The 17,745-nt window shown below is 66.2% G+C and carries 18 protein-coding genes; 12 read left to right on the top strand and 6 right to left on the bottom strand.

Annotated elements, in window-relative coordinates; all coding sequences use genetic code 11:
* The first annotated feature begins 8 nt into the window (after positions 1-8).
* Genes AAY78_RS03620 through lnt form a run of 7 tightly spaced genes read left to right on the top strand, consistent with a single transcriptional unit; the run spans position 9 to position 7,994 of the window.
* A complete protein-coding gene (locus AAY78_RS03620; protein ID WP_046747001.1) occupies positions 9-920 on the top strand; it encodes a hypothetical protein in 912 nt (303 codons plus the stop codon).
* Positions 920-1,912 carry a helix-turn-helix transcriptional regulator gene (locus AAY78_RS03615; RefSeq protein ID WP_046747000.1) on the top strand — a complete coding sequence of 331 codons (993 nt, stop codon included), beginning with the start codon at positions 920-922 and terminating at the stop codon, positions 1,910-1,912. Before AAY78_RS03620 ends, AAY78_RS03615 begins: the two co-directional genes overlap by 1 nt.
* Entirely contained in the window at positions 1,909-2,892 is a 984-nt protein-coding gene (locus tag AAY78_RS03610) for a helix-turn-helix transcriptional regulator (protein ID WP_046746999.1), read from the top strand. Before AAY78_RS03615 ends, AAY78_RS03610 begins: the two co-directional genes overlap by 4 nt.
* 44 nt (positions 2,893-2,936) lie before the next feature.
* The gene (gene tatA, locus AAY78_RS03605; RefSeq protein WP_021200561.1) at positions 2,937-3,173 is read left to right on the top strand and encodes a Sec-independent protein translocase subunit TatA; all 237 of its coding nucleotides are present in this window, start codon (positions 2,937-2,939) and stop codon (positions 3,171-3,173) included.
* Between the two features lie 57 nt (positions 3,174-3,230).
* Complete coding sequence (tatC, locus tag AAY78_RS03600) at positions 3,231-3,989, top strand: twin-arginine translocase subunit TatC (RefSeq protein ID WP_046747088.1); 759 nt, start codon at positions 3,231-3,233, stop codon at positions 3,987-3,989.
* Positions 3,986-6,460 carry a DEAD/DEAH box helicase gene (locus AAY78_RS03595; protein WP_046746998.1) on the top strand — a complete coding sequence of 825 codons (2,475 nt, stop codon included), beginning with the start codon at positions 3,986-3,988 and terminating at the stop codon, positions 6,458-6,460. The genes tatC and AAY78_RS03595 overlap by 4 nt, the downstream gene beginning before the upstream one ends.
* Position 6,461: 1 nt before the next feature.
* A complete protein-coding gene (gene lnt / locus AAY78_RS03590) occupies positions 6,462-7,994 on the top strand; it encodes an apolipoprotein N-acyltransferase (RefSeq protein WP_052748634.1) in 1,533 nt (510 codons plus the stop codon).
* On the opposite strand, the gene AAY78_RS03585 is transcribed toward lnt, so the two are convergent.
* From AAY78_RS03585 to AAY78_RS03570, 4 genes are all read right to left on the bottom strand, one after another.
* Entirely contained in the window at positions 7,991-8,374 is a 384-nt protein-coding gene (locus tag AAY78_RS03585; protein WP_021200565.1) for an RNA polymerase-binding protein RbpA, read from the bottom strand. The genes lnt and AAY78_RS03585 overlap by 4 nt on opposite strands.
* A 123-nt stretch (positions 8,375-8,497) precedes the next feature.
* The gene (locus AAY78_RS03580; RefSeq protein ID WP_046746997.1) at positions 8,498-9,274 is read right to left on the bottom strand and encodes a glycerophosphodiester phosphodiesterase family protein; all 777 of its coding nucleotides are present in this window, start codon (positions 9,272-9,274) and stop codon (positions 8,498-8,500) included.
* Positions 9,271-10,200, bottom strand: a complete 930-nt coding sequence (locus AAY78_RS03575) for an SPFH domain-containing protein (RefSeq protein ID WP_046746996.1) — start codon at positions 10,198-10,200, stop codon at positions 9,271-9,273. Before AAY78_RS03575 ends, AAY78_RS03580 begins: the two co-directional genes overlap by 4 nt.
* Before the next feature lie 9 nt (positions 10,201-10,209).
* Positions 10,210-10,683 (bottom strand): NfeD family protein, encoded by a 474-nt coding sequence (locus AAY78_RS03570; protein ID WP_046746995.1) that lies wholly within the window; start codon positions 10,681-10,683, stop codon positions 10,210-10,212.
* 123 nt (positions 10,684-10,806) lie between these two features.
* Between AAY78_RS03570 and AAY78_RS03565 the strand changes: the two genes are divergently transcribed.
* Positions 10,807-11,571 (top strand): SDR family oxidoreductase, encoded by a 765-nt coding sequence (locus AAY78_RS03565; protein WP_046746994.1) that lies wholly within the window; start codon positions 10,807-10,809, stop codon positions 11,569-11,571.
* A 67-nt stretch (positions 11,572-11,638) separates the two neighbouring features.
* On the opposite strand, the gene AAY78_RS03560 is transcribed toward AAY78_RS03565, so the two are convergent.
* Positions 11,639-12,235 carry an HdeD family acid-resistance protein gene (locus tag AAY78_RS03560; RefSeq protein ID WP_046746993.1) on the bottom strand — a complete coding sequence of 199 codons (597 nt, stop codon included), beginning with the start codon at positions 12,233-12,235 and terminating at the stop codon, positions 11,639-11,641.
* Between the two features lie 195 nt (positions 12,236-12,430).
* Between AAY78_RS03560 and AAY78_RS03555 the strand changes: the two genes are divergently transcribed.
* From AAY78_RS03555 to AAY78_RS19155, 4 genes are read left to right on the top strand one after another with little or no spacing between them, the layout of a single operon-like run.
* On the top strand, positions 12,431-12,829 hold the full coding sequence (locus tag AAY78_RS03555) for a helix-turn-helix transcriptional regulator (RefSeq protein ID WP_046747086.1): 399 nt from the start codon (positions 12,431-12,433) through the stop codon (positions 12,827-12,829).
* Positions 12,830-12,834: 5 nt separating this feature from the next.
* Entirely contained in the window at positions 12,835-13,245 is a 411-nt protein-coding gene (locus tag AAY78_RS03550; RefSeq protein ID WP_046746992.1) for a VOC family protein, read from the top strand.
* A 43-nt stretch (positions 13,246-13,288) separates the two neighbouring features.
* The gene (locus AAY78_RS03545) at positions 13,289-15,646 is read left to right on the top strand and encodes an ATP-binding cassette domain-containing protein (RefSeq protein WP_046746991.1); all 2,358 of its coding nucleotides are present in this window, start codon (positions 13,289-13,291) and stop codon (positions 15,644-15,646) included.
* 45 nt (positions 15,647-15,691) lie between these two features.
* Positions 15,692-16,120 (top strand): NUDIX domain-containing protein, encoded by a 429-nt coding sequence (locus AAY78_RS19155; protein WP_052748633.1) that lies wholly within the window; start codon positions 15,692-15,694, stop codon positions 16,118-16,120.
* Positions 16,121-16,730: 610 nt separating this feature from the next.
* Here the strand turns inward: AAY78_RS19155 and AAY78_RS03535 are convergent.
* Complete coding sequence (locus tag AAY78_RS03535; RefSeq protein ID WP_197077668.1) at positions 16,731-17,690, bottom strand: HesA/MoeB/ThiF family protein; 960 nt, start codon at positions 17,688-17,690, stop codon at positions 16,731-16,733.
* Positions 17,691-17,745: the final 55 nt, after the last annotated feature.

Here is a 17,745-nt window from a genome sequence, read left to right as displayed (position 1 = left end):
TGGAGCGCGTGCGTAAAACGTCCGCCGTTCTGGCCTCCCTCAGCCTCGCCGTCCTCGCCCTGACGGGCTGCACCGCGACCGCATCCGACGGTGTCGCCGCCTGTGATCGCGGTGGTGACGACAAGATTTTGAACGTCGCCGACGTGAGCGGTGACCTCGGTTCGCTGCCCGACGTCGAGGTCTTCGGGCCCGTCAAGTCCGACAAGACGGCCTTCGCCGATGTGACGGTCGGCGATGGCCTCGCGCTGGGCTCGGAGTTCCAGCCCGTGGTGCTCGATATCGCCTTCTACGGCGGCGACAGCGGCGAGAAGCTCTACCAGTCCGAGTTCAACGGCGACCAGAGCCGCGTGCACAGCATCGACTACTGGGCGCAGCGCTCTGCCGGTCTGTCCGACGTGCTGGAATGCGCGACCGAGGGCAGTCGCGTCCTCGCCGTGCTCACCCCGGAGGACTTCGGCGAGCAGAACGTCCAGGCGTTCGGACTCGACAAGGGGGAGAACATCGTGGCGGTCATCGACGTGCTCGATGTGATGCCGGCGAAGGCATCCGGCGCGTTGCAGTTCAATGACGCGCGAGGACTCCCCACCGTGGTGCGCGCTCCCGACGGCACGCCGGGCGTCATCATCCCCGACGTTCCCGCCCCCAAGGAGATCACCACGCAGACGCTGATCAAGGGCGACGGTCCGAAGGTGAAGAAGGACGACATCGTCGTCACCAACATCATGGGCGTCGGTTGGGACGACAAGAAGGTCACCACGAGCTCGTGGGGTGCCGATGCCAGCGTCAGCGTGGCTGCCGAACAGCTCGTCGGAGCCACGGTCGGCTCCCAGCTCCTCGTCGTCTTCCCCGCCGCCGAGAACGCTCCGGCCACTGCGGTCGTCGTCGACATCCTGGGCGCAGTGACGGCGCCCACGCCGTGATGGCAGCCCGGATCCCCGCGGAGGAGCGTCTGACGAATCTCGTCGTGGCGCTGATGGCCACGGAGATCGGGTTGACCAAGCAGCAGATCCTCGACAACGTCTCCGGCTACCGGCAGCGCGCCGAGGCCGGTACCCGGTCGGATGCGCTCGAGAAGATGTTCGAGCGGGACAAGGACGAGCTGCGCTCACTCGGCGTACCCATCGAGACCATCGGGGACGCAGCGGATCCGAACGATCTCCGCGAGGCGCGCTATCGCATCCCGCAGGCGGAGTACGACCTCCCCAGCGACATCGAGTTCTCGCCGGCCGAGCTCGCGGTGCTGCAGCTCGCCGGAAGCGTCTGGAGCTCCGAATCGGTCTCCGGGGACGCGCAGTCCGGCGTCCGCAAGATTCGCGCCCTCGGCATCGACGGCGACGAGCCGATCATCGGGTTCGCGCCGCGCATCACCGCGCGCGATGCGGCGTTCTCGCCTCTGCAGGATGCGATCGAGCGGTGCAGGGTGGTCACGTTCGAGTACTTGAAGCCCGGAGAGGATGCGCCGCGCCGCCGCCGTATCCGGCCGCTGGCTCTGGTCGACTACGAGGCACGCTGGCATGTCTACGGCATCGATGTCGATGTGGAGGAGGACCGCACCTTCCTGCTCAGCCGGATCGTCGGGGACGTACGCATGACTTCCCAGAGTTTCGATCCGGCGCTGCGCGACGGCGCAGGAGATCGCGCACTCGCCGGGCTGGAGCGCGTCGCCGCCGAGAACTCGGCCCTTCTGGAGGTCACCCCCGGCACGGAGGCGGCGTTGCGGCTGGGACGACGCGCCTCGCCGGCCACGCAGGGCATCAACGTGCCCTTCGTCGACCTGCACATCCTCGCCGACGAGCTCGCCTCGTACGGACCGGAAGTACGAGTGGTCGACCCGGCACCCTTGCGGGAAGCCGTGATCTCGCGGCTGCGTGCCGTCGTGAACGCCCACTCCGGAGCGGAGGAGACGAAGTGAGCGCGAGCTCGAAGCCCCTGCTCGCCGCCGATCGCGTGCGCCTGTATCTCACACTGGTTCCCTATCTCCTGGAGCACGGACAGGTCTCTCTCGAGGAGGCGGCCGCGGAGTTCGCCGTCACGCCGCAGGAGATGCGCGGGATGGTGGAGAAGCTCACCGTGATCGGTCTCCCCGGAGAGGCGGGGTACTGGCAGCAGCCGCAGGAGATGTTCGACATCAACTGGGACCTCCTCGATCTGGAAGACGTGATCGAGATCACGAACGATGTGGCTCTTCGCCGCGTCCCGCGCTTCACCGCTCGCGAGGCTGCGGCGCTGCTCGCAGGGCTCCAGATGGTCGCGGCGGTCCCGGCCGTCTCGGACTCGGGTCTCGTCGCCGGACTGATCTCCAAGCTGTCCCGTGGCGCGGCGGACGCGCCCGCCGATGTCGTCGTCGCCCCCAGTGCCGTCGACGAGGTGCGCGAGGCGGTGGCCCGCGGACTGCATGAGGGCGTCGCGATCGCGTTCACGTATCAGGCTCCCGACGCCGCGCCGACCACTCGCACCGTGGATCCGATGCAGATCCTCATCACCAACGGTCAGTGGTACCTCCAGGGGTGGTGCCACCTGCGCAAGGCCATGCGCACTTTCCACCTCGACCGGGTCAGCGCGCCGGCGCTCACCGACATCCCGATCACGCATCAGGGAGATCACGTCCCCGAAGCCTTCGCAGGGCTCGAGGAGGAACGGACCGTCACGGTGCGGGTGCCGGAGAGGCTGGCTCCGCTGCTCGGCGGTTTCGTGCCCACCGGAACCACCGACGCGGTGGACGGTGCGGTCACAGCGCAGCTGCACCTCGCGGACCCGCGGGGTATCAAGCGGCTCGCTGCGCGCTTCGGCGGGGCGATGGAGGTGCTGGAGCCCGCGCTGGGCCGTACCGCGACGAGGGAGTGGGCTGCTGCGGGACTCGCGCTCTATCACCAGCCCGAAGCAGAGGTTTGATCTGTAGACTGGATCGAACGCTCACCGACGACGGGAAACCTGACATGTTCGCTGGAATGCAAGGCTGGCACCTGCTGATTGTGCTCGCCGTGATCCTCCTCCTGTTCGGTGCGGCCAAGTTGCCGGCTCTCGCGAAGAGCATGGGCCAGTCGGCTCGCGTGTTCAAGGGCGAGATGAAGGCCATGAAGGACGACGACGCCGCTCGCACCGACTCCGCAGCCGCCGAGCCGACCACGGTGAAGGACTCGGGCATCGACCCTGAGACCCCGCCCCGCGCCTGACCGGCCGTGGCAGCCATCGAACCGACCGTGATGCCGAAGGCGGATCGGGATCGACGGATGTCGCTCGGCGCGCATCTCGTCGAACTGCGCAAGCGCCTCATGTTCGCTGCGCTCGCCCTGCTCGTCGGAATGGTGATCGCCTTCCTCATCGCCGATCCGATCATCAACTTCATCACCGAACCGGTCCGCATCATCGCCGAGAAGCGCGGAGACGATTTCAGCGCGCTCAACTTCGGCACCGTCACGGCCGCGTTCGACATGCGGATGCGCATCGCGTTCTCGATCGGCATCTTCCTGTCCGCACCCGTGTGGCTGTGGCAGATCTGGGCGTTCATCATGCCCGGACTCACGCGCAAGGAGGTCAGGTACACCGTCGGCTTCGTGGTCGCCGCCGTTCCGCTGTTCTTCGCCGGCTGCTACCTCGGCGTGATGATCATGCCGCACATCATCGAGCTGATGTGGAGCTTCACCCCGGCAGGCGCGACGAACCTGTACTCGGCGCAGGACTATTACGACTTCATCTTCAAGCTGATGATCGTGATCGGCATCTCCTTCGTGCTGCCGGTGTTCCTCGTCGCCCTCAACCTCGCAGGTGTGATGTCCGGACGGGCGATCCTCAAGGGATGGCGCGTCGCGATCATCATCGCGACGGTCTTCGCCGCGCTCGCGACACCCGCGGCAGACGTCGTCAGCATGCTGATGCTGGCCGGCATCCTCATCGTGCTGTTCTTCGCCGCTGCCGGTCTCTCGCTCATCTTCGACCGGCGCAAGCGCAAGCGTGACGAGGCATCAGGGCTTCTGCCGGATCCGGCATGAGCTCGCCTTCGGAGAAGTACGCTCGCGCGCGGGAAGCGGGGGAGCATCCGCAGTCAACGGCGTTCGCGGCGCTGCAGAAGTTCGATCTCGACCCGTTCCAGGTCGCCGGCTGTCGTGCACTCGAGGGTGGACGAAGCGTGTTGGTCGCTGCTCCGACAGGTGCAGGCAAGACGATCGTCGGCGAGTTCGCGATCCATCTCGCGATGCAGACATCGAGCGACAAGGCCTTCTACACGACGCCGATGAAGGCACTGTCGAACCAGAAGTTCCGCGAGCTGGTCGACGTCTACGGGGCCGATCAGGTGGGCCTGCTCACCGGCGACACCAACATCAACGGCAATGCGCGGATCGTCGTCATGACGACCGAGGTCCTGCGCAACATGATCTACGCCGACTCGGCGGCGCTGAGGGATCTGCGCTACGTGGTCATGGACGAGGTGCACTACCTCGCTGACCGATTCCGTGGAGCGGTCTGGGAAGAGGTCATCATCCACCTCCCCGCCCGCGTCCGCCTGGTGTCGTTGAGCGCGACGGTGTCGAACGCGGAGGAGTTCGGCGACTGGCTGGACACGGTGCGCGGCGATACCGAGGTCATCGTCTCCGAGATCCGTCCCGTGCCGCTCGAACAGCACGTCCTCGTCCGTGACGACCTGCTGCCGCTGTTCGACGATCGGGCGGGTCTGGCCACCGCGCAGGTCAACCAGGAGCTCATGCGGATCCGCTCCGCGACGGGCACGACATACGAGAACAACCGGCAGGCGCAGTCGTACCGCAGCGACCGCCATGCCGGACGTCAGGCGAAGCGTCCGCCGCGCGGGGGACGACGTCCGGTCCGTGCTGCCAACGCGCGCCGCATCGAGCGAATGGATCGGCCCGACGTCGTCCGTCTGCTCGAACGCGCGAATCTGCTCCCTGCCATCTTCTTCATCTTCAGCCGCGTGGGGTGCGATGCCGCGGTGCAGCAGGTGCGCCGCTCCGGTATCAGGCTCACGTCCAACGAGGAGCGCGCGGAGATCCGCGCCATCGTCGAGGAGCGCACGCGGACCCTCCAGGACGAAGACCTCGTTGTGCTCGGCTACTGGGAATGGCTCGACAACCTCGAACGCGGAATCGCCTCGCACCACGCGGGCTTGCTGCCCGCTTTCAAGGAGGTCGTCGAGGAGCTCTATCAGCGCAAGCTCGTGAAGGTGGTCTTCGCCACCGAGACGCTCGCCCTCGGCATCAACATGCCGGCGCGCACCGTCGTCCTCGAGAAGATGGAGAAGTTCAACGGCGAAGCCCGCGTCGCCATCACCTCGGGGGAGTACACCCAGCTCACCGGTCGCGCAGGGCGTCGCGGCATCGACGTCGAGGGCCACGCCGTCGTGCAGTGGACCGAGGGCATGGATCCGCAGGCGGTCGCCGCACTCGCGTCCCGGCGCACGTATCCGTTGAACTCCAGCTTCCGCCCGACCTACAACATGGCCGTGAACCTGATCGACATGTTCGGCAAGCCCAGGGCGCGGCAGATCCTGGAATCGTCGTTCGCGCAGTTCCAAGCAGATCGAGCCGTCGTCGGGCTCGCACGCCAGGTGCGCGAGGCCGAGGAGTCGTTGGCCGGCTACCAGAGCGCGATGGCCTGTGAGCACGGGGACTACCCCGAGTACGCGGCCATCCGGCGCGAACTGAGCGACCTCGAGAAGAAGAACCGGCAGGACTCGAACGCCCCTCGCGCTTCACGCGACAAGCGGATGAAGCGAATCCAGTCGTTGCGCACGCAGATGCAGCGGCACCCGTGCCATCGTTGTCCGGATCGCGAAGCTCACGCGCGGTGGGCGGAGCGGTATTGGAAGCTCAAGCGCCAGACCGATCGGATCCGCCGTCAGATCGAGACGCGCACCGGCACGGTCGCACGCGTCTTCGACCGCGTGGTCGAGGTACTGGAGACGCTCGACTACCTCACCGAAGTCGACGGAGAGACGGCGCTGACCGAAGCGGGACGCACCATGCGTCGAATCTATGGCGAGCGGGATCTGCTCGTCGCGGAGTCGCTCCGTCAGGGACTGTGGTCGGGGCTGGATGCTCCTTCACTCGCGGCGATGGCGTGCTGCCTCGTCTATGAGCCTCGCCGTGACGAGGCGAATTCGGGGGAGCGGGGTCTGCCCCGAGGCGCCTTCCGGGCCGCATACGAGAAGACGACGACGCTCTGGGCCGAGCTCGACGATCTGGAGCAGGATCACCACCTGCCCGGGAGTGAGCCGCTGGCGGCAGGGCTGGCCGGGGCGATGCACTCCTGGGCCCGCGGCGGCATGCTCGACCGCGTCCTGATCGACGCCGACATGGCTGCGGGAGACTTCGTGCGCTGGGCCAAGCAAACGATCGATCTGCTCGATCAGCTCTCCATCGTCGCGGAAGATGCCGCACTCGCACGAACGGCGCGGGCCGCGCTCGATGGCGTGCGCCGCGGCATCGTCGCCTACTCGTCGATGTGAGATGGACGGAATGACCTCGAAAACCGCGCCACAAGGCGCCCTCCTGCCCCTCTGGGCTGCTGTGCTCGCCGCCGGACTGGCCGCCCTGGTGATGAATCTGGCGTATCCGGAGGCCGCGATCTGGATCTTCGCCTTCCCAGCGACAGCTCTTCTGCTGCTCGCGCTGATAGGACGACGGTTCGGGGGTGCGCTGCTCGTCGGGCTGGTCTACGGCATCCTGTTCTTCGGGCTCCTGGTCTCCTGGACATCGCGATACCTCGGCCCCATCCCGTGGGCCGCCCTGAGCGTCGTCGAGGGCGTGCTGACGGCGATCGCCCTCATCCCGATTGCGTTCGCCTATCGCTGGCTCCCGAAAGCCTTCCCCGGGACAGCGGGGCGCCTTCTGGGGCTCCCGACGGTCGTCGCGGCCCTCTGGGTCGGCCGCGAGCTTTTCGTCGGCTCCTGGCCCTACGGCGGCTTCCCTTGGGCACGTATCGGTATGAGTCAGGCCGAGAGTCCCCTCGCGTCCGTCTCCTCCTGGGTCGGCGTGAGCGGGCTCAGCTTCCTCATGGTGCTCGTCGTGGCGATGCTGATCGAAGTCGTGCGGCTGCACGCATGGCGCGGGCCCTTGCGGCTGATCGCGCCGGCAGCCCTCGTGGTGGTGCTGCTGTTCACCCCGCTCTTCCCGACCGCGACCAGCGGCTCGATGCGGATCGCCGCCGTGCAGGGGAACGGCCCGACGGGGTACTTCGACGATCGCGAGCCGTTCGCGGTGATCCAGGCGCAGACAGAGGCGACCGCCCCTCTTTACGGCGAAGACGTCGATCTGCTGGTCTGGCCGGAAGGGTCATTGGACGCGGACCCTTTTCAGAGCGATGCGCTGGCGCGGCGGATGACCCTCATCGCTAACCGGATCGACGCACCGCTCCTCGCCAACGCGCCAACAGGTCGTGACGACCGCTTCTTCAACACCTCGATGCTCTGGAACCTCGACGGCACCGCGAGGCAGCTGCACGACAAACGGCACCCCGTCCCCTTCGGCGAGTACGTGCCGGATCGCCCGTTCTTCAACGCGCTCGCCCCGGAGCTGATCGGTCTCATCCAACGGGAGTACACGCCGGGTTCGAACCCTCCGATCGTCGACGTCGACGGGGTCCGCGTCGGTCTCGCCATCTGCTTCGATGTGATCTACGACGATGTGATCTGGCAGGGCCTGAACGCGGGGGCAGAGGTGCTGGTGTTCCAGACGAACAATGCCGACTTCCGTGGCACGGACGAGAACCTGCAGCAGCTGGCCTTTGCACGCATGAGGGCCATCGAGACCGGCAGAAGCGTGGTGAACGTCTCGACCGTCGGCACGAGCCAGATCATCCGTGCTGACGGCTCCACGGTCACGAGCCTGGACGCAGATGAGGCCGGAGCCATGCTCGAGGATGTCGAGCTGCGCTCCGGCCTCACGGCTGGTGTGGTGCTGGGCCCCTGGATCCAGACAGTCGTGCTGTGGGGCGGTCTCGGCGCGCTCCTCGTCGGGTGGTGGCGCGCCAGGAGGCGCTAGGCGCCGATCTTCTCGCGGGTCGGGTCTTCTCCGGCACCGCGGCGGGCCCGGATGAAGGCGAGGCGCTCTTCCAGCAGCTCCTCGAGCTCGGCGCGCGTACGGCGCTCCAGCAGCATGTCCCAGTGGGTGCGGGCGGCCTTCTCGTCGCTCGCCTCGAGCGTGACGGCCTGGCCGTCGACGTTCAGTCGAGCCTCGGCACCGCAGGCGCGGCACTCCCAGGTCTGGGGCGGCTCGGCATCCGCCGCGAACATCAGGTTCGTGACGTGGCCGCATGTGTCACAGGTGTAGGTGGTCTCACGGCGCTCCATGAAAACGACGCCCTCTTCGCTCTGTAGGCTCTGGGCGCCGAGTCGGATGCCGCGCAGGCTGCGATCTGCCATTGTGTGGTCCTCTCGTCGCTGTCAGGTATAACGCTCCAGCCTGTGGGCTTCATCCACGCGGGCGAGTTCTCGGCGGAACTCACAGGTTAATCCCAGCGGAGGAGGTTATTAGGCGGGTCGCCGCTAACGCGGGGCGAGAGTCTTCAGGGCGAGATCAGCGCGGTCCGACACGATGCCGTCGACACCGAGGTCGATGAGACGGCGCATGTCTGCGGCCTCGTTGACGGTCCAGATGTGCACCTCCACCCCGTGCCGGTGCGAGGCCCGCAGAAGAGCAGGAGTCAGCACCGTCAGCGCGCGGTGGCGCTCCGGGATCTGCAGAGCATCGATGCCGCGAAGGATGCGCGCGGGGGAGAGGCGGAGTGCCGAGAGCGCGCGCAGGGAGGCGATCGTCGCGCTGCCTCCGGACGTGGCCGGACGAAGCGCCGCCCCTGCCCGCAACACGGACGCCACCGTTCCCCGTCGATTGGCGTCGGAGAAGCTCGTCACGAGCACCCGGTGCGTGTCGTCGACCAGGATCTTCCCGAGAGGCTCGACAGCGGACGACGTCTTCACGTCGATGTTGAACCGCACGTCCGGGAAGGAATCGAGTGCTTCTGCGACGGTCAGCAGGCCCCCGTGGTCCTCGAACAGGGTGCGCAGCTCACGTGTACTCACCTCGCCGACCGGCCGGGGGTCGCCGGTGAGTCGTGCGATGTCGTCATCGTGGAAGAGCACCACGTCGCCGCTCGCTGTGACCTGACAATCGGTCTCGATGTACTCGACGCCGGCGGCATGGGCGGCCGCGAAAGCCCCGGCGGAGTTCTCCCAGACGCCGGAGTCCTCGCCCGCCGCGGTGATCAGACCACGGTGGGCGAGGACTCGGGGATTCCGCGTCTTCGAGAAGTACGGGTGCGTCACGCGCCGGGAAGCGTGTTCGACGGGCCCTGGCCGGGCTTCGGCGTGAACGCGCTGCCGATGCCCTTGAGCGCCTCGGTGAGTTCGCTGGGGATGATCCAGAGCTTGTTGGACTGCCCCTCGCTGATCTTCGGAAGCATCTGCAGGTACTGGTAGGCCAGAAGCTTGTCGTCCGGCTCGCCCTGGTGGATGGCGCTGAAGACGTTCTGGATGGCCTCGGCCTCGCCCTGAGCGCGCAGCACTGCGGCTTGCTTGTCACCTTCCGCGCGGAGGATCTCCGCCTGCCGCGCACCCTCGGCTTCGAGGATCGCGGACTGCTTGGTCCCCTCAGCGGTCAGGATCGCGGCGCGGCGGTCACGCTCGGCTCGCATCTGCTTCTCCATCGAGTCCTGGATCGAGATGGGCGGGTCGATGGCCTTGAGCTCGACCCGGCCGACGCGGATGCCCCACTTACCTGTCGCCTCGTCGAGGACGACTCGCAGCTGACCGTTGATGTTGTCACGGCTCGTGAGCGCTTCCTCGAGGTTGAGGCCACCGACCACGTTTCGAAGCGTGGTGGTCGTCAGCTGCTCGACGGCGCCCAGGTAGTTCGCGATCTCGTAAGTCGCCGCACGCGCGTCGGTCACCTGGAAGTAGACGACGGTGTCGATCGAGACCACGAGGTTGTCCTCGGTGATCACCGGCTGCGGCGGGAAGGACACGACCTGCTCGCGCATGTCGATCAGAGGCCGCAGCCTGTCGATGAACGGCACGAGCACGTTGAGGCCCGGCGTCAGCGTCTTGTGATAGCGCCCGAGACGCTCGACCACCCCGGCCGTGGCCTGCGGGATGATGCGGATCGCTCGCGCGACGGTGACCACCACGAAGATGATCACGGCGATCACGAGGATCCACAGGATCGCTGTGGGGATGAACGATGCGTCGTTCACGGGGTTCTCCTAGTCGTTCACGGGACGGACGATGGCCGTGGCGCCGTTGATCGCGGTCACGGCGACCGGGGCACCCTGGGGGATGGGAACGGGGGTGGCGGTGCGCGCGGTCCAGGTGTCGCCGTTCGCGAGCTTGGCCTGGCCGGAGATCTGCGTGATGTCGTTCAGCGCGATCCCGCGAAGGTCTATGAGGGCGTCGACGTTCGACCTGGTCGGATCCTCGCCGCGGTGCAGGCGTCTGAGAAGGGGAGGGCGCAGGAACAGGATGAACAGGGCGGCAGCGGCGGCGGCGATGATCACCTGCAGCCACACCGGGACGCCGACCAGATCCGTGACGAGACCGACGACTCCGCCGAAGCTGAGCATGAGGAACGTGAAGTCCAGCGAGAGCATCTCGATCACCAGGAAGACGGCGATGAGAACCAGCCAGCCGATCCACGCCCATTGCTCGATGAACGTGACGAACGTCACGATGTTGTCCATGCGGCCTCCTTTGTGGTCAACGTATCACGCGCAGAGCGCTGGATCAGGGCGCCACTGCGTGCGCTTGGTAGGGTGTGAAGGCCGTGCGATCACGGCTTTTTTCGCGCATCATGAGGAGTCACCGTGACCGACGTTCTTCCCGCAGGATCCCTCGACGGCAAGGTCGCCCTTGTCACCGGTTCATCGCGGGGGATCGGCGCCGACACCGTCCGCTACCTGGCGGAGGCCGGTGCCGACGTCGTCATCAACTTCCGCAACAAGGCCCCGCGCGCTGAGAAGCTCGCCGCCCAGCTGCGGGAACTCGGTCGCCGTGCGCTCGTCGTGGGTGCCGACCTCACCGACCCCGAGTCCGTCGCTGCGATGTTCGAGGCTATCCGCGCCGAGTACGGCCGCCTGGACGTACTCGTGCTCAACGCCTCAGGGGGCATGGAGTCGGGCATGGCTGCGGACTACGCGCTCACCCTGAACCGCGACGCGCAGCTCAACGTGCTCGACGCCGCTACCCCGCTGCTCTCTGACGGAGCACGCGTGGTGTTCGTCACCAGCCACCAGGCGCACTTCATCCGCACCACACCGACCATGCCGGAGTACGAGCCGGTCGCCCTCTCCAAGCGTGCCGGAGAGGACGCCCTCCGGGAGCGCATCCCCGGCCTCGCCGAGAAGGGCATCGGCTTCACGGTCGTGTCGGGCGACATGATCGAGGGCACCATCACGGCGACGCTGTTGGAGCGCGCGAACCCGGGGGCGATCGCCGAGCGCCGGGAGTCGGCGGGCAAGCTCTACAACGTCTCGGAGTTCGCTGCCGAGGTCGCCAGGGCGGCCGTCGACGCGGTGCCCGCTGACAACACGCGCCTCGTCGGTGACGTGAGCGCTTTCGCGGCCGAGTAAGAGCACGAGAAGAGCGGCCCCGTCTTGCATCGCAAGTCGGGGCCGCTCTCGTTTCAGGCGATGAGCGTCAGCTCGTCGCTCCGCCCTGAACGGCGGAGACGTACTCCTTCGCATCCCGACCGAGCGTGATGGCACGGACGATCTGGATGATTCCGAGCACGACCAGCGAGATCCCCAGCAGCAGCCAGAAGGCGAAGCCGGCGATCAGCGGCGAGAACAGCACGATGATTCCCGCGACGATGCTCAGGATCGCGTAGAGGACCGTCCAGACGCGCGATCCGTCGCTGCCCAGCAAGGACAGAGCGACGATGCCGTCGACGATCCAGCTGACACCGATGAAGATCACGACGACGAAGGCAAGCGTGGCCGCAGCGACGTTCAGGTTGAAGAACGCGATCACACCTGCAGCGATGTAGAGCAGTCCGAGGACGATGTGACCGACGCGCGCCCACCCGCCCTTGGCACTCGAGAAGATGCCGAGGCCGACGTAGACGAGCCCGGCGACGATCAGGTACGAGGCGAAGATCGCCGTCACGATGACCGCGGACTTGACCGGCCAGACGAGGAGGACGATACCCGCGATCAGCGCGAGAACGCCGGCGACGGCCAGCGTGACGCGGATCGACTTGAACAACGACTTCGCCTCTGCGAGTGGTTCAGACATGGTGGGGACCCCTTTCTGAGAAAATCCTGTGAGGATGCCCCTCAGGGTAGCGCCCCTGAGGGCAGGAGCGGGGGAGAAGCGCCCGCCCGCGTTTCTCTTCGTCACGTCGGGAAACTCCCCGACACGATTCCCCGACGTGGCAAGATCATCCTCGTGACGGACCTCGACCACGCTCGGCTGCGCGAGCTCGCCGTCATGCGACGGGTCCGCGATCGCATCGATCGGGAGTACGCCCGACCTCTGGATGTCGAAGCGCTGGCGCGCGGAGTGCACATGTCGGCCGGGCACCTGAGCCGGCAGTTCCGCGAAGCCTACGGGGAGTCCCCGTACTCGTATCTGATGACGAGGCGGATCGAACGCGCCATGGCTCTGCTGCGGCGCGGCGACCTGACGGTGACGGAGGTGTGCTTCGAAGTCGGATGCTCCTCGCTCGGCACCTTCAGCACGAGGTTCTCGGAGCTCATCGGTGTCTCTCCCAGCGTGTACCGTGAACGCGCCACCACCATCGAGGGAATACCGTCCTTCCAGGCGAAGCAGGTCACGAGACCGATCAGGAATAGAGAAGCGCCGCGCCCCGATACCCACCTAACGTGAGAGCCATGAGAATCAGCATCCACTACGCATTCCTTCCGCACACCGATGCGGAAGCCGCTCTCGCGTTCTACCGCGACGCTCTCGGATTCGAGGTGCGCAACGACGTCGGCTACGACGGATTGCGATGGCTCACCGTCGGCCCCGTCGGTCAGCCTGAGACGTCGATCGTCCTCCACCCGCCGGCAACAGATCCCGGCATCACCGATTCCGAGCGGCAAACGATCCTCGAGCTGATCGCGAAGGGCAGCTACGCTGCTCTCACGCTCGCCAGCGATGACCTCGACACGCTCTTCGAGAGCCTGGTCGAGCACGGCGCCGATGTCGTGCAGGAGCCGATGGACCAGCCCTACGGCGTGCGCGATTGCGCGTTCCGCGACCCGGCCGGGAATCTGCTCCGTATCAATCAGACCGCTTAGACCAGACCACCTGATATCTCCACCGCAGAACCGAAGGACCCCGATGAGCACCGAAGCGCACCCTGCCGACACCCACGACCTCATCCGCGTCCAGGGCGCGCGTGAGAACAACCTCAAAGAGGTCAGCGTCGACATCCCGAAGCGCCGTTTGACCGTCTTCACCGGTGTCTCCGGCTCGGGCAAGAGCTCGCTCGTCTTCGACACGATCGCCGCGGAATCGCGCCGCATGATCGACGAGACCTACAGCGCTTTCGTGCAGGGCTTCATGCCGTCGGTGCCGAGGCCCGACGTCGATGTCCTCGAGGGACTGACAACCGCGATCATCGTGGACCAGGAGCGGCTCGGCGCGAACCCGCGTTCGACGGTCGGCACGGTGACGGATGCCAACGCGATGCTGCGCATCCTGTTCAGCAAACTCGGGCAGCCGTACATCGGCGGACCCACCGCCTTCTCGTTCAACATCCCGACGCAGAGAGCCAGCGGGGTGATGACGGGCCCTGGCGGTGAGAAGAAGATCGTGAAGGACGCGATCTACCTCGGCGGCATGTGCCCGCGATGCGAAGGCAGGGGAGCGGTGTCCGACCTCGATCTCGCCCAGATCGTCGACGAGTCGCGGTCTCTCGACGAAGGGGCCATCATGGTTCCCGGCTACACGGCGGACGGCTGGATGGTGAAGGGCTTCTCTCAGTCGGGGTTCTATCCCGCCGATAAGCCGATCTCGCAGTTCACCGACAAACAGCGTCAGCTCTTCCTCTACGGAGAGGTCACGAAGGTCAAGATCTCCGGGATCAACATGACCTACGAGGGCCTCATCCCGAAGATCACCAAGTCGATGCTGTCGAAGGATCTCGATGCGTTGCAGCCGCACATCCGTGCTTTCGTCGAGCGCGTCGCCACCTTCGCGGTGTGCCCGGAGTGCGAAGGCACGCGACTCACCGAGGGTGCACGGTCGTCGAAGATCGAGGGCGTGAGCATCGCGGACGCATGCCGCATGCAGGTCACAGACCTCGCTGACTGGGTCCGGGGGCTCGACCTTCCCGGCGCGGGTCCACTGCTTCAGGCGCTCAGCGCGAACCTCGATGCCTTCGTGACCCTGGGACTCGGCTATCTCAGTCTCGAACGGCCTTCGGGCACGCTGTCCGGGGGAGAGGCACAGCGCATCAAGATGCTGCGCCACCTCGGTTCCTCGCTCACCGACATCACCTACGTGTTCGATGAGCCGACCATCGGATTGCACCCGCACGATATCCAGCGCATGAACGGGCTCCTGCTGCGGCTGCGCGACAAGGGGAACACGGTGCTCGTGGTCGAGCACAAACCCGAGACGATCATGATCGGCGACCATGTCGTCGACCTGGGTCCCGGTGCGGGCAGCGCCGGCGGAGAGATCTGTTACGAGGGAACGGTCGAGGGTCTCAAGGCCAGCGGCACCAAGACCGGCGATCACCTCGAGGACCGGGCGCAGTTGAAGGAATCGGTGCGCACCGGCACCGGCGCGATCGACGTCAGAGGCGCGACGGCCAACAACCTGAAGGACGTCGACGTCGACATCCCGACGGGCGTGCTCACGGTCGTCACGGGCGTCGCGGGCTCGGGCAAGAGTTCCCTCATCCACGGGTCGGTCTCGAAGCGCGACGGCGTCGTGGCGATCGATCAGGCCGCGATCAAGGGCTCGCGACGAAGCAACCCCGCGACGTACACAGGCCTCCTGGAGCCGATCCGCAAGGCGTTCGCCAAGGCCAACGGCGTGAAGCCGGCTCTATTCAGCGCGAACTCAGAGGGCGCCTGCCCGTCGTGCAAGGGCGCCGGCGTGATCATCACGGAACTCGGATTCATGGACACGATCGAGACGCCCTGCGAGGACTGCGGCGGCAAGCGCTTCCAGGCAGCTGTTCTCGAGTACAAACTCGCCGGCAAGGACATCACCGAGGTGCTCGATCTGCCTGTGTCCGAAGCGCGGGTGTTCTTCGGTGAGGGCGAGGCGAAGCTCCCGGCGGCTTCCGCCATCCTCGGCCGGATGGAAGACGTGGGTCTCGGCTACCTGTCGCTCGGGCAGCCGTTGTCGACCCTCTCGGGTGGTGAGCGCCAGCGGATCAAGCTCGCCATCCAGATGGGGGAGAAGGGCGACGTCTACGTGCTCGACGAACCCACGACCGGCCTGCACCTCGCCGATGTCGACAAGATCCTCGGGCTGCTCGATCGGCTCGTCGACGCCGGGAAGACGGTGATCGTCATCGAACATCATCAGGCGGTGATGGCCCATGCAGACTGGATCATCGATATCGGGCCCGGCGCCGGTCATGATGGCGGCAAGATCGTGTTCGAAGGGACACCTGCAGATTTGGTATCCCAAAAATCCACACTGACGGGGGAGCACCTCGCCGCCTACGTTGGAGCGTAGGGGCATGCCGGTCGACCGCTCCCACATTCGTGTCAAAGCCATGTTGTGGCCACCCACAGCGACGGCGCTCGGCACCTCGTCAGCCAGCACGGTGCGACGGTGGAGAACCCGCTCGGCTTTCACCGGCTGATCGGCGGCGGTGTCGAACTCGGCGAGACACACGAGAAGGCGATACTCCGCGAAGTCCAGGAGGAGCTCCAAGCCGATGTGGTCGATCTGGCTTTCCTGGGCGTCGTTGAGAACATCTTCCGATACGACGGCGAGCTCGGTCATGAAATCGTTGCGCTGTACTGCGGCAGGCTGCACCCAGAACCTGCATTGGAGGGCGGCACCCTCACGGAGTCCGACGGATCGATCGTGCCGATCCTATGGCGCCCATTCGACGACGACGATGTGTCGGCACCGCTGTACCCGTCAGCGGCGAACCGCTGGATTCGCGACGTCGTCTCCCATGCAGCAGCCCAGGGAGCATGAGGGGCCCGAGAGCACAGAGTCCCATCTCTTCGCGCCACTCTCGACTCGTGTGCTATATCCGATAATGCACATTATGTCAGCTAGTTATTCCCCCATCGGCGGATCTTGCGCTTAGGTGTCGAACCGATAAGTTATCCTCGGCGATCCGGAAACATCGCCTGACCCGGGATGAATGGCATCGGAAGGGACTCCTCCGAGGTAGCCTCGCCGACGAGCGTGCACTAGCGCAACCTCCCCAGGTTCTGCTGTTTGAACTGGGAGATTCTGCTTGTTCTCGTTCCACCGCGACTCGAACTTCCCGCTTAGCGTCGAGCCGCTGGCGTGGTTCCCGAAGGGTGGGATGCCGAGCGTCACGCTCCACGCCCCACGCTGGCATCGAGTAATCTTCGACCAAGCAACGACCCTGATGAGCCACGACGCACACGAGACGTCGCACCCTGCGCGGTGCCCCGGCAATCCAGCGGCGGCTATGGCGAGGGGCTTTTCAACGGTGTGCGCCCTTCTCGTGTCGGTCCCAGTAACAGGTGGGCCGCCGCCTTGGATCAGCTGCGCGGCGGCCCTTCCTCTGCTGGTAACCGCTACTACCAAGCCGCTGAAACATGGCATGATCTCAGCGCATCAGGACGGGAAGCGCGGCGCCGTCACCCCTGGCAAATCGCGTCGACCCGCACTGGAGGCATTTCTCGTTCTTCGCCGGATCGACCTCAACGAACTCGTCTGTCATCGGGTGATACATCACCCATCGGTCACGGGAAGCGGCGGGCTCGACGAGGCCGCCGACGGCCATCAGCCAGTCATCGACGGCGCGTGATACGGCGACGGCATTGAGGGTGATCACGCTCGGCGCGTGTACATCGTCGTCCTGGATGTAGCGCTGCCGTCGCCGCTGTTCCGGGCTGGTGGCTTCTTCCGTGAGCTTCCAGGCTGGGATCAGGCCGTTGCACTGCAGACATCCACTCCCCGGCGAGCTCATGCGCGAGACCGAGAAGATGTCAGTGACCTTGCCATCCTTCACGCTCACCTTCGCTCCGACCTGCGTGTGCGGCACGAGGTACTGGTGCGTGATGGAGTTCACCAGACGTCGCACGAGGGCAGAATCCGCCGCGAGGAAGATGTGGTCGCAGTCAGTCAGCATCGCCGCGATGTCTGGTTCGAGCACAGAGCGAGGCACCGCTGTGACCCGAACTGTCGAAGATGCCTCCCGAGCGACCCGGGCGGCAATCCGCACCTTGAAGGCAGCGAATCGGTCGCCTACTGCCCGGAGGAAGGTAGGCTTCCGCGGACCTCGCAGCCATGTCAGCGCGTCGCTGCGACGCGCCCCCACGACGCGAGGAAGGTTCGTCGGGTCGATACGATCTGGATCGATGAGAACCAACTCCCCGACCCCGAGACGAGCGAGATACTCGGAGATCAGCGAGCCCGCGCCACCGAGCCCGACGACCGCAACCTTCGATCCTTTGAGCACGGCCTGACCACGGTCGCCGAAGATGCGCGTCTGCCTGTCGTAGCCCGGGTCCACCAGTGTTGCCGGCAGCGGGCCAGGTGCGAGCGTCAGCTGGGGACGATCCACCACTCGCAAGTGTGCGATCTCCGCTCGCTCACCCCCCTGTGCGTCAGGATGGGGT

Origin of the sequence: Microbacterium sp. Ag1 (assembly GCF_001005635.1) — a bacterium.
Classification (GTDB): Bacteria; Actinomycetota; Actinomycetes; order Actinomycetales; family Microbacteriaceae; genus Microbacterium; species Microbacterium oxydans.
This window is presented reverse-complemented; position numbering and strand designations above follow the sequence as displayed.

Bases quoted from the DNA above. Each gene is read 5' to 3' on its own strand.
- lnt (WP_052748634.1), top strand. From the start codon at position 6,462: ATGGACGGAATGACCTCGAAAACCGCGCCACAAGGCGCCCTCCTGCCC.
- AAY78_RS03615 (WP_046747000.1), top strand. From the start codon at position 920: ATGGCAGCCCGGATCCCCGCGGAGGAGCGTCTGACGAATCTCGTCGTG.
- AAY78_RS03570 (WP_046746995.1), bottom strand. From the start codon at position 10,683: ATGGACAACATCGTGACGTTCGTCACGTTCATCGAGCAATGGGCGTGG.
- AAY78_RS03560 (WP_046746993.1), bottom strand. From the start codon at position 12,235: ATGTCTGAACCACTCGCAGAGGCGAAGTCGTTGTTCAAGTCGATCCGC.
- AAY78_RS03595 (WP_046746998.1), top strand. From the start codon at position 3,986: ATGAGCTCGCCTTCGGAGAAGTACGCTCGCGCGCGGGAAGCGGGGGAG.
- AAY78_RS03585 (WP_021200565.1), bottom strand. From the start codon at position 8,374: ATGGCAGATCGCAGCCTGCGCGGCATCCGACTCGGCGCCCAGAGCCTA.
- tatC (WP_046747088.1), top strand. From the start codon at position 3,231: ATGTCGCTCGGCGCGCATCTCGTCGAACTGCGCAAGCGCCTCATGTTC.
- AAY78_RS03555 (WP_046747086.1), top strand. From the start codon at position 12,431: ATGCGACGGGTCCGCGATCGCATCGATCGGGAGTACGCCCGACCTCTG.
- AAY78_RS03545 (WP_046746991.1), top strand. From the start codon at position 13,289: ATGAGCACCGAAGCGCACCCTGCCGACACCCACGACCTCATCCGCGTC.
- tatA (WP_021200561.1), top strand. From the start codon at position 2,937: ATGTTCGCTGGAATGCAAGGCTGGCACCTGCTGATTGTGCTCGCCGTG.
- AAY78_RS03550 (WP_046746992.1), top strand. From the start codon at position 12,835: ATGAGAATCAGCATCCACTACGCATTCCTTCCGCACACCGATGCGGAA.